Origin of the sequence: Paenibacillus sp. 102 (genome assembly GCF_039549175.1) — a bacterium.
Lineage (GTDB): Bacteria > Bacillota > Bacilli > Bacillales > Bacillaceae_G > Bacillus_A.
On the sequence record NZ_JBCGHT010000014.1, the window covers coordinates 76,364 to 90,914 of the forward strand.

At 35.9% G+C, this 14,551-nt stretch carries 18 protein-coding genes and 1 pseudogene; 17 read left to right on the forward strand and 2 right to left on the reverse strand.

The features are described 5' to 3' along the window. The first annotated feature begins 9 nt into the window (after positions 1–9). The 14 genes from AAIE21_RS22500 to AAIE21_RS22565 all read left to right on the forward strand — a co-directional run bounded on the left by AAIE21_RS22500 (position 10) and on the right by AAIE21_RS22565 (position 11,937). Positions 10–609, forward strand: coding sequence for a MerR family transcriptional regulator (locus AAIE21_RS22500; RefSeq protein WP_343268822.1), 600 nt, complete (start codon positions 10–12; stop codon positions 607–609). A 20-nt stretch (positions 610–629) separates the two neighbouring features. Further along, on the forward strand, positions 630–1,502 hold the full coding sequence (locus tag AAIE21_RS22505) for a hypothetical protein (protein WP_343268823.1): 873 nt from the start codon (positions 630–632) through the stop codon (positions 1,500–1,502). 248 nt (positions 1,503–1,750) lie between these two features. After that, a complete protein-coding gene (locus AAIE21_RS22510) occupies positions 1,751–2,008 on the forward strand; it encodes a hypothetical protein (protein WP_098720199.1) in 258 nt (85 codons plus the stop codon). Beyond that, positions 2,005–3,213 carry a MobP2 family relaxase gene (gene mobP2, locus AAIE21_RS22515; protein ID WP_343268824.1) on the forward strand — a complete coding sequence of 403 codons (1,209 nt, stop codon included), beginning with the start codon at positions 2,005–2,007 and terminating at the stop codon, positions 3,211–3,213. The genes AAIE21_RS22510 and mobP2 overlap by 4 nt, the downstream gene beginning before the upstream one ends. Next, positions 3,210–3,677, forward strand: a complete 468-nt coding sequence (locus AAIE21_RS22520) for a hypothetical protein (RefSeq protein WP_174104013.1) — start codon at positions 3,210–3,212, stop codon at positions 3,675–3,677. The genes mobP2 and AAIE21_RS22520 overlap by 4 nt, the downstream gene beginning before the upstream one ends. 22 nt (positions 3,678–3,699) lie before the next feature. Further along, positions 3,700–3,933: a hypothetical protein gene (locus AAIE21_RS22525; RefSeq protein WP_343268825.1), complete on the forward strand. Its 234-nt coding sequence runs from the start codon at positions 3,700–3,702 to the stop codon at positions 3,931–3,933. A 33-nt stretch (positions 3,934–3,966) separates the two neighbouring features. Next, the gene (locus tag AAIE21_RS22530) at positions 3,967–4,248 is read left to right on the forward strand and encodes a hypothetical protein (RefSeq protein WP_343268826.1); all 282 of its coding nucleotides are present in this window, start codon (positions 3,967–3,969) and stop codon (positions 4,246–4,248) included. Next, the gene (locus AAIE21_RS22535) at positions 4,241–6,055 is read left to right on the forward strand and encodes an ArdC-like ssDNA-binding domain-containing protein (protein WP_343268827.1); all 1,815 of its coding nucleotides are present in this window, start codon (positions 4,241–4,243) and stop codon (positions 6,053–6,055) included. Before AAIE21_RS22530 ends, AAIE21_RS22535 begins: the two co-directional genes overlap by 8 nt. Before the next feature lie 93 nt (positions 6,056–6,148). Then, positions 6,149–7,138: a hypothetical protein gene (locus AAIE21_RS22540; RefSeq protein WP_343268828.1), complete on the forward strand. Its 990-nt coding sequence runs from the start codon at positions 6,149–6,151 to the stop codon at positions 7,136–7,138. A gap of 68 nt (positions 7,139–7,206) precedes the next feature. Continuing rightward, positions 7,207–7,395 carry a hypothetical protein gene (locus AAIE21_RS22545; RefSeq protein WP_187427796.1) on the forward strand — a complete coding sequence of 63 codons (189 nt, stop codon included), beginning with the start codon at positions 7,207–7,209 and terminating at the stop codon, positions 7,393–7,395. Beyond that, positions 7,392–7,514 carry a hypothetical protein gene (locus AAIE21_RS22550; protein ID WP_255299145.1) on the forward strand — a complete coding sequence of 41 codons (123 nt, stop codon included), beginning with the start codon at positions 7,392–7,394 and terminating at the stop codon, positions 7,512–7,514. The genes AAIE21_RS22545 and AAIE21_RS22550 overlap by 4 nt, the downstream gene beginning before the upstream one ends. A 30-nt stretch (positions 7,515–7,544) precedes the next feature. Further along, positions 7,545–10,199, forward strand: a complete 2,655-nt coding sequence (locus tag AAIE21_RS22555; protein WP_343268830.1) for a type IA DNA topoisomerase — start codon at positions 7,545–7,547, stop codon at positions 10,197–10,199. Positions 10,200–10,274: 75 nt separating this feature from the next. Next, positions 10,275–11,282: a DUF3991 and toprim domain-containing protein gene (locus AAIE21_RS22560; protein ID WP_343268831.1), complete on the forward strand. Its 1,008-nt coding sequence runs from the start codon at positions 10,275–10,277 to the stop codon at positions 11,280–11,282. A gap of 43 nt (positions 11,283–11,325) precedes the next feature. Continuing rightward, the gene (locus AAIE21_RS22565) at positions 11,326–11,937 is read left to right on the forward strand and encodes a restriction endonuclease (protein ID WP_343268854.1); all 612 of its coding nucleotides are present in this window, start codon (positions 11,326–11,328) and stop codon (positions 11,935–11,937) included. 207 nt (positions 11,938–12,144) lie between these two features. On the opposite strand, the pseudogene AAIE21_RS29665 reads toward AAIE21_RS22565, so the two are convergent. Further along, positions 12,145–12,222, reverse strand: a pseudogene (locus AAIE21_RS29665) (ribbon-helix-helix domain-containing protein); the annotation flags it as partial. Positions 12,223–12,445: 223 nt separating this feature from the next. On the opposite strand from AAIE21_RS29665, the gene AAIE21_RS22570 reads away from it, so the two are divergent. The 3 genes from AAIE21_RS22570 (at position 12,446) to hfq (ending at position 13,443) form a co-directional block, all read left to right on the forward strand. Then, positions 12,446–12,724 carry an AbrB/MazE/SpoVT family DNA-binding domain-containing protein gene (locus tag AAIE21_RS22570; RefSeq protein ID WP_343268832.1) on the forward strand — a complete coding sequence of 93 codons (279 nt, stop codon included), beginning with the start codon at positions 12,446–12,448 and terminating at the stop codon, positions 12,722–12,724. Positions 12,725–12,893: 169 nt separating this feature from the next. Then, positions 12,894–13,223, forward strand: a complete 330-nt coding sequence (locus AAIE21_RS22575) for a transposase (protein WP_343268833.1) — start codon at positions 12,894–12,896, stop codon at positions 13,221–13,223. A gap of 31 nt (positions 13,224–13,254) precedes the next feature. Next, complete coding sequence (hfq, locus tag AAIE21_RS22580; protein ID WP_343268834.1) at positions 13,255–13,443, forward strand: RNA chaperone Hfq; 189 nt, start codon at positions 13,255–13,257, stop codon at positions 13,441–13,443. 402 nt (positions 13,444–13,845) lie between these two features. Here hfq and AAIE21_RS22585 read toward each other — a convergent pair whose 3' ends face one another. Next, on the reverse strand, positions 13,846–14,478 hold the full coding sequence (locus tag AAIE21_RS22585; RefSeq protein WP_343268835.1) for a type 1 glutamine amidotransferase family protein: 633 nt from the start codon (positions 14,476–14,478) through the stop codon (positions 13,846–13,848). Positions 14,479–14,551 lie beyond the last annotated feature (73 nt).

Consider the following 14,551-nt stretch of genomic DNA (forward strand, 5'->3'; position numbering starts at 1 on the left):
GCGGAATGAGTGAGTGAAACGAATGAAAAAGATAAAAGAAAAGTCTGGTTTGTAACGCTTGCAATTGTCATTGCAGGCGTTACTTTTTTGAACATCTTTTTGTATTCTCGTAACGATGAAACGGGTGATGTAAAGCAATTAAAAGTTCGTAACCAGGTGTTACAAACTGAAAATGAAGAACTGAAAAAGAAAGTGAAAGAAACACTTCCTTCGGAACAGGAACAAGAACGACAATCGTATCTTTCGGCAGTCGAGAAGTTTATTCAGTTATCCTTTCATCGAGAAAAGCAGGGGTATGAAGGACGAAGAGAACAAGCAAAAAAAATAATGAAGGATGAAGTGTTTCAGCTCTTTTATCCAACGGATACATTTGAAATGGGGGACACATACGTATCTAAGCCATCTGATATGAAGTTATATTTACAAGACTATAAAATTGGTGCTTCTCAGGTAGAAGTGATCGCAGAATTTCAAAATACCGTGACGATTGGTGCGAATGGAACAACAGATAAAACGAAAAATGTGATGAAAGTAACGGTACAAAAAAATCAAGAGAGTTGGCAAGTAACTAATGTAGAAGAACTAGCAGTTCAGATCGTTACATCTTAAAAAAGTGAGGTGTTGAGTAAATGGAAGTTGTAAATAATGGTGTGAATTTAAGACGTAAAAAATCATGGATATATGGATTGATTGTAGGATTTATGTTTTTTGGTTTTTTTGGCTTTTTTACTTCGAAATTATATTTACCCTATGAAGAACCAGTCTATCATACAGAGCTGAAAAAGCCGGTTGCGTTGTTTGGAAATCGAACCATGACAATAGAGAAAAGAGCGTATGATCCAGCTTCTCATACAATAGAAATGTTTCTTCATGTAGAGGGAGGAGATGGAGAAAAGTATCAGTTCCAGGCGCAAGAAAAAGCAAATCCGAATCTTCAATTACCAGTAAAAGTGGTGTACCAAGATGATGAAAATATGGTTGTACAAGTGAAAGAACTATCTCCAAAATGGCAAGCAGTTGCGCTCGATATATTTGAAAAAAATAATCGAGATGTAACAGTAGAGACGAAGCAAAAGGCTGAAGGAGAAAATGAAACTTCAAAAGAAGATGAAAAGCAAACATTCTTAAAATCATTCTTCTCCGATCAAAAGAAAACAGAAATAGAAGAGGGGATTTCACAAAAGAGTAAAGGCGCTTATGCGAAAGTGTTTATCGGTATGGAACAAAAAATCTTAGAAGAAAAAGTAAAACAGTACGATGAAGTCATGAAACAAGAAACATCCAAACAAACAGAGTGGCAAAAGCAAATCACAGAATGGAAGAACGATTCTAAGTACCAAACTGAAACAGAAAAAATGGAAACAGATGCGAAAATCAATTCAAAAGAAACGAATATTAACCAGTCAAAAGAGAAGGTTGAACTATATAAATGGGAGAAAGGTCAAGTGAAAGAAAAGATTAAAAAATTAGATGAGAAGGCAAAAGATGTAGAGCGTTCGTGAAAAAAGTTGGGTCAACAGCATCTCAACATTAAGGGGTTTTAGGTCAACAGCACCTCAACATTTGGGTCTACTGGACATCAACATCAGGCGATTTTGAGTCAACAGCACCTCAACACTTGAGTTACTTTCATGACCCCACGATTTTACTAGGCTTTGCCTAGTCCCACACCCTCGGTGGGGGCAAAAAACCCTTATGCTCTTCTCTCTCTTGGGTGTAGTGTTCTGAACGAATGGAGGCGAAATAATATATGGACATTAAAATCCGAAATTTGAGTCCAGTTGCGATCAAAAGATTAGATGAAATTGCAAAGAAGAAAAACATTTCAAGACAGGAATTTTTAAAAGGGCAAATTGAAACATTGGCGTTTTACCGGGAACAACAAAATCGTGAATTGTATCTTCAACAGTTGCTAGAAAAAAATATCTATGCGATGGAAAGTTGTTTTGAAGCTGTAAAAGAAATGAATGCTTTTTTACAAATGATGACGCAGGATGATGAGGCATGAGTCATTCAACAAGTCCTTCACAAGCAAAGGTGACGCCTGGTGTTGTGACTGTGTCTCGTTTTGTTACGGCGGATGGAAAAACATTTCAGGATTATGTGGAGTATGTCGACCGAGAAGATGCAAAGAGAGAAGGGGAAGCACATCAGAAAATGTTTTCTCTGTATCAGGATTATATGGGAGATGCAGAGAAGACATCTTCCCTCTTCACTGAGCATAGTAACGGTTTAAAGGAAAATGAAAAGAAAGACCTAAAAAAGATGTTTCAGCTCGCTCAAAAGAATAAAAGTATTATGTGGCAAGATGTCATCACTTTTGATAATGACTGGCTCGCTGAACATGGTGTGTATGATCCTAAAACACGTACTGTAGATGAAACAAAATTAATGGATGTCACCCGGTTAGCGATGAAAGAAATGTTAAAAAGAGAGAAGCTAGAACATACAGCCATTTGGTCAGGAGCGATTCACTATAATACGGATAACCTTCATATTCATGTCGCAACTGTTGAACCATTTCCGACAAGAGATCGCGGAAAGCGAAAACAAAAAACATTGGATGCGATGAAGGGAAAAGTTGTTCAAAATATTATGGATCGTGGTCAGGAACAAAAACAGATTAATGATTTGATTCGAAAGAATATGGTTGCGAAAAAGAAAGAAGATTCCACATTCACATGGCGCAACCGAGAACTAAAACCATTATTCCAGTTTATTTATAAACGCTTACCAGAGGATAAAAGGCAATGGCAGTACAGTTACAATACATTACGCCCACTCCGTCCTCATCTTGATGCATTAACGAAAAAATATATTGAGAAGCATCATAAAGAAGATTATAAACAGTTTCTTCAAAAGTTAGATCAAGAAGTAGATGTATTAAAGAGAGCATATGGAGAAGGTTCTGGTGATAAGAAACGATATGAAAATTATAAAGAAAATAAAATAGAAGAGCTTCACAAGCGAATGGGAAATGCGTTTTTACAAGAGATGAAAGCATACGATAAAGAACGACAACGCATTGATAAAATGTTAGACCGAAAGCCCAGTCAGCGAAAGAACTTTCAACAAAATGTTTCGATGCAGTATGCATTAAGAAAAATGGAGGGTGCGTTCAAAAGTGAATATGAAAGTTGGAAAAATCAACGTTACTATGAACGCCTTCAGAGAGAAATTCAACAACAAAATGAAAGGGGATATGAACGATGAGAAAGATTAGGAGAGTGTTTTCTATCGATGAGGAAACAGATCAATATATTACAGCATATATGGAAGAACATAAAATCCGAAATGGTTATAACGGTGACGCAATCGCTCGAATTTGTAAAGAACATAAAGAAGCGAAACAACAAGAATGGTCGCTTCGATATATTACGGAAGTTGTGACAAAACATCTTCATGAAGTATTAAAAGAAGAGTTAACAAAAATCCGACTGGGTACGAATAGTGCTGATAAAAATACACAAATGTTAATTGAGTTTATGAATGGCATCTATGAGCATGAACAGTATCAAGGGGTTTGTACAACTGATATTGCAGAAACAGAAGCAACAAAACATATAAGGGAGGTAGTAGAGGAAAGAATTGCACATAAACGACAAAAGAAGATAGATTATCAAGCTTCGAGGGGGCAACAACAAGAAGTATTTGTGCCAGTGGAGGAGGTGAATTGATAAAGAAAGGATGATGTATGCAATGAGAAAGTTAGAAAAAGTGTTTGAGCAATTAACAAAAGTTGCGAACAAAACTTCCCCCTATGTTACAGGGGGGATATGGTTGTTGTTTGGTTATGCAAATGTATTAGGTGCATATATGTGTCATAAGATGGGAGTGTACTCCCTCTCTTATTCTATTGTTGCTATTGTATGTGTTGTTTGGAGTCATAAGGTAACAAAATGGTTTATGAGAAAGAATACAATCGTGGATTGAAAATAAATGATTAATAAAAGAGGAGAAGATAAAATGCTATTGTTTCATGAAAACATTGAACTTGGAATTATAAAATCTATTGGCGAAAGAGAAGTTACTTTTCACATCGCAAATCAAGAAGTAACAATCCCATTAACAGAAGAGGAAGAACAAGAGTTATTTGATTATATTGAGCTTCCAGAAAACGATTTATTGATTCCCATCAACATGAAAACTCATAAAATATGTGTTCCAACAGACTTAGAAACATGGAATGAAGAAACGATGGATGAATTAATAGAAGCTTCTTCAAAGGGAGCGGAAAACAATGAATAAAAAGCGTTCCCCTGTTTCATTTGAAGAGAAAAAACAAAAGGTAGTAGCACTAACAAAAAAGATGGAAAAGAGTATAGAAGGTTATTTTCGTTCACCAGAAGATTTAAAAGAGTATTTATCATTTATGGCAAAGTTTTATCGTTATTCACCATCCAATATTGCATTAATACAGAATCAATTTGAGGGATCCAGAGCTGTGGGTTCCTTTTCTTTTTGGAAAGAAAAAGGATTCTCTGTAAAAAAAGGTGAGAAAGGAATTCAGATTCTAGTTCCGAACCAGACAACAACAAAATTTAAAGGTAAAGATGGTACTTGGAAACCTATTGCGAAGGCAAATGAAGAAGAGAAGAAGCAAATTGAATCTAAAAGTGTAGAAGTGAAACCGGGTCGCTTATATTTTTCTGTCGGCTATGTATTCGATGTGTCACAAACGAACGCAAAAGCGGAAGATTTACCTCGTATTTTTCCAAATCGTTGGCTAGAAGGAACTGTGAAAGATTATAAGAGTTTGTACAAAGGAATGGAAGCTATTGCGGAAAAGAACGGTGTGAAAATTATTGAACCGAAACATGAGCTTGGGGTTGCAAAGGGGGTGAGTTACACCTTAACCAAAGAGGTTGCTTTAAACCCACGAAATAGTGAATTGCAAAATGTAAAAACGCTTTTTCATGAACTAGCCCATGCAAAACTCCATACAGCAGAAACACATATGAGTTACACAGCACCCGAAAAAGAGTTTCAAGCAGAAATGACAGCTTATACGGTTTCTTCTTATTTTGGAATTGATACAAGCGAATATTCATTGGGATACTTAGCCAACTGGACACAAGGAAAAGAATTAAAAGAGAAATCAAAATTACTAAAAGAAGTACATGAAACTTCTACTGAATTTATTGAAACCATTGAAGAAATTTTGGAAAAAGAGAAAGAACAAATACAAGAAAAAGAGGTGGAAAGTATGGAGAATGTAAAAGAAACACCTGTTCATTTGGTAACGATTGAAGTCTTGGATAAGGATAAACAAGATGAGGAAGTTGCAAGAATACACATGATGGATGCCGTGACAAAAGAAATCAACTACTTATCAGTATGGAATCCTGATAAGTCTGATCGAGACGACTTATATGTTTCTTTAATGGAGAAAAGCGGTAGTCGAGAAAATGTCTATTTGGACAATATTTTGAAACCAGATGTATATGAAAAAGTTCAGAATTCCATCTTCGACGGAAAAGGCAATCAATCGTTTCTTCTACATGAAAAGGATGCAATCATGAGTCTAGATGAAATAGTAAAGGATGAACGATATGGTGTTTTGGTAGATAAAGCAGAAGATCATAAAAATCCAATGTTTAGTGAAAAAGAAGTAGAGTTATATAAAGAAATGAAGAAAGAAGGATATGCGCCCATTGAGTCATTAGAACAAAAATTACAGCCAATTCCTCATACAGCTAAACATGTTACGGCTTCGATGGAAAAAGAATTAAGTGAAAAATATGAAGCGTTTAAACGGGCTCAATCTAATGAAACGGTGAACGATATTGATAGTATTATAAGCCGTGTACAGGTGGAAGAACGTTATTTTACAACCAAAAATGTAGCAATTGATAATGAACTCATTACCCAAGAGTCTGTTAATCAATTAGAAAGTAAAGTACAAGAAAAGTTGAACAAAGAAGGAGTTACGGTTACGAAGCAGACTGAATCGAAAGTGGTTGATTGGGAAAAGCAGTTTGAGCCATTCTCGAACTTTGCACAATTCCAAAATGTTGCAAAGAAAAAGAAACAAGAGGTGGAATTAGAGCGATAGATGGCTTGTGTACACAACTTAATAAAGAAACAATGTCATCACTTATCGTTGAGAACGAGAAGTGATTTTTTATTATAAAGGAGGAAGTGAAAAATGATTATACAAGAACAACTGAAGCAGGAAGAAATCAGAGAAGCTTTGTATAAACAAGCACTTCAGATGACTGGAAAACAAAAAGAAAGGTTTCCTGAAGGGAATATGCATGAAAAACGAAGAGGAGTGGAACCTGGTGTTACTCGTTTTGCAATTCCATCTGTGACAAGCGCAATGGACTGGGGGCAAGGAGATATCACAATTGATATTCATCATGATACGGGGAAAGTAAAAGTATATGAACAAGAAATAGATGGTGAGAATTGGTCGAAATCTTCTCTTCGACTTACAAGAGAGAAGCAGTTGTCTGATGTGGTGAAAAATTTGATAAAACAAAGAGCGATTGAGCGGCAAAGAATGGACGAAACAGCTAACCCTAAGACGGAGTACCAAGTAGAACGGTCAGCCGAATCTCTAGAGCCACTAGATGAAAAAAATCATGTGGTAATGCCTAAAGCAATGCCCAAAGAGGCATATAAAGAGTCGTATAAGGAACAAATTTTAGAAGAGATTGCTCCTTCTCAGGATGAGATACGTTTCAAGGAACAATACCAGGCAGAATTGCTTATGTTATTAGGAGTTGATAATGAAAAGAGATCAGATTCAAATAAACAAACCTCATCAAAAGAAAAACAGGATAATAGTCCAGGGCAACAAGAAGAAAAGTATACGAAAAGTCGGGAAGAGCGTGTCAAAGAAATGAAAGAATTCGAGAAAATACATTCTTATCCTGAAGTATACAAGCTAAAGAAAGAAGCGCTTCAGGAATTGAAAGGGCTGAACTTGACAGATTCCCAACGGGAAAAGCTGACGAATATTGAAAAAGCCCTAGATCAAGAAAAACAGGAATATGATAAAAACAATAAAAAAGAGTCTAACCAGGAGAAAGAACCAAAAAGTCAAAATAAATTCGCACAGATTTTTCATCGGTTCAAAGGTGTCAAAAAGAACGAGCAGCCAAAAGAAGCGGAAATGGAACATGCTAGATAGATATAGGTTGAGGAGAGTACTGTGAAACAGTGCTCTTCTTTTTTTAAACAGCGAAAGGAGAGAAAAGAATGGTAAATATCGTTGAAATCGTAGACATTGACTATACGGGTGTATGGGCGGAAACAAAAAATGCTGAAGAATTGATTTTTATTTCTTTTCCAAAAGAAAAAATTCAAATGGCACGTGAAATATTGTCAGAGAAAAAGCAAATGTATGTGTTTTTGCAGAAAGATTGGGAATGGAGAAAGATGTCATGAATCCATGGCTATTTGCTGGCTGTATGTTGCTTGTAGTCGTGGCATTGAACATTTGTTTATGGATGGGGCAATGTGTGATGAAACGCTTCAAAATGCGGAGAATCAAGCGTCAAAATTAAAGATGTTACATACATGAGGAGGAATGGGTAATGGGAAAAACATTATTTATTGCGGAAAAGCCGAAAGTTGCATACGAATTATTGAAGTCACCACGATTTCGAAATGCAGAGAAGCATATGGGAAGTAAGCCGTATTTTGGTTACTTTGAGAACCATCAGTACATTATTAGTTGGTGTTCGGGTCATTTATTGGAGCTGAAGCATCCAGAAGAAATAGATGAGAGATACAAAGAATTTAAATTTGAACACTTGCCCCTTTTGTTAGAGCCGGAATACAAAGTGAAGCAAGATTATATCGAACAAATCAATATTCTAGTAGATTTGTTGCAACGTCAGGATGTAGATCATGTGGTCAACGCTTGTGATGGAGACCGTGAAGGCGAGTTGATTTATCGTGAAATGTATGAATATGCGGGCGTAAATAAACGACAATCTCGCCTTTGGCTTGCTTCGTATGAGCCAGCAGAATTAGAGGCGGGATTAAACCGATTAGAGCCAGGAGAACATTATGACGGGCTTGCAAACTCCGCAAAAGCAAGGCAATATCTGGACTATCTTCTTGGAATCAATGTAACGAGAGGATGTACAACGAAACTTGCTAAAAATCAATTTTTATTAGCAACAGGGCGTGTGCAAATGTGCCTGTTACATGAGATTTGGCAACGTGAGGTAGCCATAGAAAATTATAAGGAACAAACCTACTATAATCTAAAACTCATCACAGAGAATGGATTAGAAGCTGTTATGAAGACAGAAGACCAGTTATTAGATCCGGCTCCTTTGCAAAAACTTGGTGCAAAATTAGTTGGTACGGAATTAAGAGTAACAGAGTTTAAAGAGAATACGAGAAAGAAGAAACCCAAATTATTATATAACCTGACGGATCTGTATAAAGATGCTCATGCGAAATTAAAAGTGAGTGCAGAGACCGCAAAAAAACATATTCAGAGTTTATATGAAGAAGGTTGGATTTCCTATCCCCGTTCATCGTCTAGGCATTTACCAACGGAAAAGGTAAGCCGGGTACAGGAAGTATTTCAAGCCTTGCAGTCTACTAATTATGCGGAGTTGGTGCAACTTGTAGATCCGCATACCATCACAGAAAAACATGCCACATTTAATGATGAACTTGTAGATAGTCACTTTGCCATCATCCCGACAAAAAAACCATATGACGGGACCAATAGAAAACCATTAGAAATTCAATTATATGACCTCATTGTGAAACGATTTATTGGAAACTTTATGTCACCGGCTGTTTATTTGGTACGTGAGGCACAGTTTATAGATCAAGAAGAAAACATATATAGTACAAAAGAAAAGGTTCTTCAAGAGAAGGGATTTTTAAGCGTATTTCATGAGGACATGGAAGAAGGTTCTGTGGAAAGCTTTCAAATCCCTTTTTTATATGAGGGAGACTCCTTCCAAATCGTAAAACATGACTTAATGCAGTCAAAAACAAAGAAACCAGCATTTCATACAGAAAGCTCGATTCTAACGTTTATGGAGACCGCTGGTCGTAAATTAGATGATGACCATTTAAAAGAGTTAATGAAGGGGAAGCGGATTGGAACAGTTGCGACAGAAGAAACCTTTATTCCAAAACTCGCAACGAGAAATTATATCACAGTTACCAATGGCCAAATTCGTACAACGAAAATTGGTCGTGCATTTGTAGAGAAATTTCCGATAGATGAAATCAAAAATCCAGCTTATACGGCTGAAATGGAAGGGATGATTCATATGATCGAAAAGAAAGAGATGCCATATGGTGAGTTTGTGGAAAATACGAATACATTTGTAAAAGAAACGGTTGAGAAACTTGGAGAAACGGAAGAAAAAGTGGCAGATGAAATGATTTTGAATTGGAATCAACAAATTGAAGTATGCCGTTGCCCATGTAAAAAGGGGAAAATCCTTCATAAAGGAAACTTCTATGGATGTAGTAATTATCCAGAGTGTGAGATCCGTATGCCAAAGAAAATTAAAGAAAAGGCGATTCCTGAAGCACAAATAAAAAAGCTGTTTGAAAGTAAGAAAACGGATCTGTTAAAAGGCTTTAAAACTGGTGAGAAAGAGTTTTCAGCGCATTTAGTATTCCGAGAAGGCAAAGTGCAATTCCAGTTTCCAACGACAGAGGAGCTGTCTCTTGGTAAGTGTCCAGATTGTAAAAAGGGAGATATTCTTCACCGGAAAACATTTTTTGGATGTACAGAATATAAAAATGGTTGTAAGTTCATGTTACCAGCAAAAATCAAAGAAAAAGCGATTCCTCCTTCTCAATTGAAAAAGATTCTGAAGGGGCAATGCTCAGATTTCATTCAAGGATTTAAAGGAGAAAAGGGCGAATTTACGGCGGCACTCTATCTGGATCAAGAAGGATTAAAATTCCGTTTTCCAACGATTGATGATCGCACATTAGGAAAATGTCCACTGTGTAAGAGCCGAGTGATTGTAGGAAAAACAAACTATTTATGTGAACAGTATAAAAAGACTTGTGAATTCATTATTCCAGGGACGGTATCTGGGAAAAAAATTAGCAGTAACAATGTGATCAAAATATTAGAAAAGAATATGACCGATCAAATCAAAGGGTTTGAGTCCAAAAATAATGGGAAGAAATTTGATGCTCGTTTATCCTACAGTACGCAAGAGAAACGATTAAAATTCTTATTTGGAAAATAAACGATGTTGAGAACTGATACAAACAGTTCTCTTTTTTTATTCTTGAAACCATTCACAACAAGGGGAGGTGCCAACATGACATATCGACTGGCAGAGGAGGAAGTCATGAAAGCAAAAGATGTGGATCTGTTATCGTATTTAGAGGCCAAAGGGGAGAAATTTCAAAAGGAGGGCAATTATTATCGTCATACCGAGCATGACAGCCTAATTATTCGGGATAATATGTTTGCATGGAATAGCCGAGGAGAGAAAGGATACGGGGCGATTAGCTTTGCCAGGATGTACTATGGTATGACTTTTCAAGAAGCAGTTCGAGACGTGAATCTTGGTGATTATCCTACTTTTACATCTTCTAAGGAAGAAGAACCAACACAAGATGAGCCCTTCCGTTATCCAGGGCATTTAGAAGTCCAGGATAAACAAGCCATTAAGCACTATTTAACTGATGAACGGAAGATTGACGCTCGTTTAGTAAATTGGTTGATTGGTCAAGACTTGATTGCACAGGACAAAAAGAAGAATGTTGTATTCAAATGGCGAGAACAAGGTGGGACAGGAAATATAGTAGGGGCAGAGCGTCAAGGGACGGTTAAGATGGCAAATAAACGAGGTTCCTTTAAACAAATTTTGCCGAATGGAAAACCGCATACAGGGTTTATGGTGGATGTTGGAAAACCAACATCCATTTATTATTTTGAGAGTCCGATTGACCTTCTTTCCTATTGGACGCTACAACAAAATCGACTACAAAATGCAAGGCTAGTCAGTATGAATGGTCTAAAGATGAAGACAGTTTTACGCACATTTAAAGAGGCAAAAGATGAAGGATTTCCCGTGAATCGGATTGTCCTCGCAGTAGATAATGATAAAGCGGGGAAAGAATTTACGGAAAAGATGGGAGCTTTAACGATTAATCCACGTGTCCAAATGCACCTTCCTTCCCAAGAAAAAGATTGGAATGATGTACTGAAGAAGGTCATACAATCAACAGAAAAACAGCAACAATCTCATATACAACCGCAAGGACAGCAAAAGAAACAATTGGTACCAAGACAGAAAAAGGAGATGGAACGAAGTGTATAATTCATCACCAACACTAGGAATATTACAGCTTTTTTTGTATGGAATGGGTATCTATATTATCTTTCATATGTTGAATTGGGGATACGGAAAAATACGTGATATTCGAATCCTGAAGAGAATGGCAAAGTCGGGTATTCACATTATAGATAAAATGGATGGATATCAGTTTGAAGTGTATCTAAAGGCTCTCTTTCGAGAACTTGGATACCGTCCAGAAGTCACAAAATGTTCCTGTGACTATGGAGTTGACATCGTATTAAAAGGGAAAAATCGTATTGTGATTCAGGCGAAACGATATGGGATAAAGAATCGAGTTGGGGTTCGGGCTGTGCAAGAAGTATATACAGGGAAGGCGTATTATAAAGCAGATGAAGCATGGATTGTAACCAATAGTTATTATACAAAGCAAGCAGAGGAATTAGCCAAGGCATGCAATGTAAAATTGATAGATCGTGTAGGGCTTCAACATTTCATTAATAAGGTGAATCCAGAGCAAAAAGCAGAAGATGTGTATCAGCAAGTTGAACCTGCAGAACGGAAATGTCCGATTTGTAAAAATCAATTAATCATTCGATATTCAAAGGAAAATGCTAATAAATTCTTTGGTTGTTCTCAATTTCCATCTTGTACGCATACGGAAGCAATCAATAGATGAGCTGGAAGAACTACATTCAGCTCTTTTTTTAATTTATTCAAAAAATGAAGTTCTTATCAAAAAACGGACTCTCAGATTCCTTTGTATCGAGTTTTTATTTGTTAGGAAATACGATAGGTATTGGATAAAACAAAATGCGTTATAGAAGTTATTGGAGGTTATAAAAATGATGTAAGGTTTTTTGGAGGAAATAGAAAAGGCTAGTCGTTATTTGCGACTTAACCCTTTCTCAACGAGTTGGCGAATTGCTTCATTTCGATTTTTTAGCTTATTTTCATGCCAATGTAGCATATAAAAAGCTGTTAGGTAGATAAATTCTAAAAAGAAAGGAGTATGTGAATGGAAGATAGGTTTATTTCCTTTAAGCAAAAGTGTAAAAACATCTTGCTTCTGGTCGTAAGTTTTTGGGTCATAATGTTTTTCATGTACGGAGAAAGCCTGTTACAATGAAAAAATGGCATAGGGTATGAGACATATAGAGCTATAGAATATATTAGGGAGAGATTTCATGAAATCAACAGGAGTAACTCGAAAATTAGATTCATTAGGACGTATCGTTATACCAATGGAGTTAAGACGCACGCTGGAAATTGAAGAAAAGACACCATTAGAGATTTATGTAGAAGGTGAAAAGATCATCTTGAAAAAATATGAAGCGTATGGTGCTTGTGTAATAACAGGAGAAGTATCTGATAAAAATATCTCTTTAGCAGACGGAAAGATTACGCTAAGTCCAGCAGGTGCAGAGCTTATAATAGAGGAATTACAGAAGAATCTTGTAAAATAATTGGCTCCTTTCAGAGGAGCTTTTTCAAAATGTATATAAATAATTTCACGTACCGTATTTACTAATAAACAAAATACATACTTTCACCAAGGGATTCTTGCCCTTTTTTGAGGTCGATGTGCTACGATAATTCTATATTCTCATTTTGACAGTAATAGGAGGCGTGTCTATGAAAAATCATATAAAAGTGAATGGACAGATCCGTCAAACAAATAAGAAATGGTCGCATCTCAGACAACAACAAAAAGAACGCATTTCTAATTGGCTTCGTAGGGAATATACAAAATTTGTACAACTGAATCATAGAAGACCTAAAAAATACGAGCATGATGAGATTCTTAGTGAAGTAATGGATCGAATCGAAGAACGTGAAATTTGGATTCCATATGGGGAAGTAAAGAGATATTATTTAAGTAAAATCGGTAAATGGTTTCGAAAAATCGAAAGCGAACGGGAAACACAAAGACCTGGTAATGAAAATCTGCACAACTTAGATTAAAAATAAATATAACAGAAAAGAGGAATAAACAATGCGAAATTTTCAAGAGGATATGTTTGAACAACTAAAAGAGAAAAAAGAGCAGGTTACTGTATTTTTAAAAAGCGGAGTTCCAATACGTGGGGAGATCCTTGCGATAGACAAATTCACTGTTCTTATGATGGCTCATGGTAAGCAGCAATTAGTTTACAAACAAGCCATTTCAACGATTGCTACATAATACATACTGGATTCACGTAAATATTTCTCAATATTACAATATAAATATATAAACTATAATATAAGTAATTCTTTTTATTGTTTATATATTTGTTATTTCTTGTTGCAGAATCCTTAGATAAGGATTCTTTTTATATTAAATTTCTAGAAAGAAAAGAGATAAGATCGAGGAATGCGATCTTATCTTCAGCATAAGGAGGAAAACAAAAGGTAATAACCATCTTATTTTTATTATATTATATTTTTTAATATCAAAACCGTAGATGACAGTTATATCTGTATTGAGAAATTTATTTTTTGTAGTATCAAAAGGTACACCTTTCGGAACTGTGTTATCCAATTAAGAAATGAGAAATAGCTTAAGGTTCATCCTAAGATTCGAGGGTACGTCCCTTCCGTTAGCTCATCTATTTATTGAATGCATTAACTGGAAGAAGTATTCAGGATTATGAGTCTTATTTAGGTTATACCATGCAAGTAATGTATCGGGTGCAAATACATCTAATTGTTTCAGTACTTCCATCGTAAATTCTAGAGGTGCAACCCCTGATGCAGTAACCAAATTTTCACCAGATACCGCAGGTCTCATCTCATAAAATTTTTCTCCTTTATAATTAGGACAGACCATTTTAATATACTCTAAGTCATTGCTTGTATGCTTTCTAGAATCTAGGTATCCCATATTCGCGAGGACCTCAGTTGCACCACAAATTGCAGCAACAATCGTTCCAAGCTTTAAAGCTTCGCCAATTTTTTTTAAGATAGGTTGATGAACATCTTCTCTCCAAGTATTCCCTCCAGGTAAGACTAAAAGGTCTTTACTCTCAAGAGTACATTCATCAAGAGAAATATCTGGTTGTATGCTCAGTCCTCCCATCGTAGTAATACTTTCTTTATTTGTTCCTACTGTAACTACTTTTAAAGGTGCTATATCTTTTTTGAAATATCTTCCTGAGTTTAATTCAGCAATTAAATACCCATATTCCCAGTCTGACATTGTATTAAATACATAAAGGTAAACTTTTTTTGTTTGCATCCAATAACACTCCGATCACAATTGAAACGCTCTTTAATTTTTTTCACGCATTAATAAATTTACCTTCCAAATA

What these genes read in the sequence shown, in the direction of transcription:
- AAIE21_RS22540 (WP_343268828.1), top strand. Translation starts at nt 6,149, where the DNA reads ATGATTATACAAGAACAACTGAAGCAGGAAGAAATCAGAGAAGCTTTG.
- AAIE21_RS22545 (WP_187427796.1), top strand. Translation starts at nt 7,207, where the DNA reads ATGGTAAATATCGTTGAAATCGTAGACATTGACTATACGGGTGTATGG.
- AAIE21_RS22555 (WP_343268830.1), top strand. Translation starts at nt 7,545, where the DNA reads ATGGGAAAAACATTATTTATTGCGGAAAAGCCGAAAGTTGCATACGAA.
- AAIE21_RS22530 (WP_343268826.1), top strand. Translation starts at nt 3,967, where the DNA reads ATGCTATTGTTTCATGAAAACATTGAACTTGGAATTATAAAATCTATT.
- AAIE21_RS22525 (WP_343268825.1), top strand. Translation starts at nt 3,700, where the DNA reads ATGAGAAAGTTAGAAAAAGTGTTTGAGCAATTAACAAAAGTTGCGAAC.
- AAIE21_RS22560 (WP_343268831.1), top strand. Translation starts at nt 10,275, where the DNA reads ATGACATATCGACTGGCAGAGGAGGAAGTCATGAAAGCAAAAGATGTG.
- AAIE21_RS22585 (WP_343268835.1), bottom strand. Translation starts at nt 14,478, where the DNA reads ATGCAAACAAAAAAAGTTTACCTTTATGTATTTAATACAATGTCAGAC.
- hfq (WP_343268834.1), top strand. Translation starts at nt 13,255, where the DNA reads ATGCGAAATTTTCAAGAGGATATGTTTGAACAACTAAAAGAGAAAAAA.
- AAIE21_RS22565 (WP_343268854.1), top strand. Translation starts at nt 11,326, where the DNA reads ATGGGTATCTATATTATCTTTCATATGTTGAATTGGGGATACGGAAAA.
- AAIE21_RS22550 (WP_255299145.1), top strand. Translation starts at nt 7,392, where the DNA reads ATGAATCCATGGCTATTTGCTGGCTGTATGTTGCTTGTAGTCGTGGCA.
- AAIE21_RS22535 (WP_343268827.1), top strand. Translation starts at nt 4,241, where the DNA reads ATGAATAAAAAGCGTTCCCCTGTTTCATTTGAAGAGAAAAAACAAAAG.
- AAIE21_RS22505 (WP_343268823.1), top strand. Translation starts at nt 630, where the DNA reads ATGGAAGTTGTAAATAATGGTGTGAATTTAAGACGTAAAAAATCATGG.
- mobP2 (WP_343268824.1), top strand. Translation starts at nt 2,005, where the DNA reads ATGAGTCATTCAACAAGTCCTTCACAAGCAAAGGTGACGCCTGGTGTT.
- AAIE21_RS22575 (WP_343268833.1), top strand. Translation starts at nt 12,894, where the DNA reads ATGAAAAATCATATAAAAGTGAATGGACAGATCCGTCAAACAAATAAG.
- AAIE21_RS22510 (WP_098720199.1), top strand. Translation starts at nt 1,751, where the DNA reads ATGGACATTAAAATCCGAAATTTGAGTCCAGTTGCGATCAAAAGATTA.
- AAIE21_RS22520 (WP_174104013.1), top strand. Translation starts at nt 3,210, where the DNA reads ATGAGAAAGATTAGGAGAGTGTTTTCTATCGATGAGGAAACAGATCAA.
- AAIE21_RS22570 (WP_343268832.1), top strand. Translation starts at nt 12,446, where the DNA reads ATGAAATCAACAGGAGTAACTCGAAAATTAGATTCATTAGGACGTATC.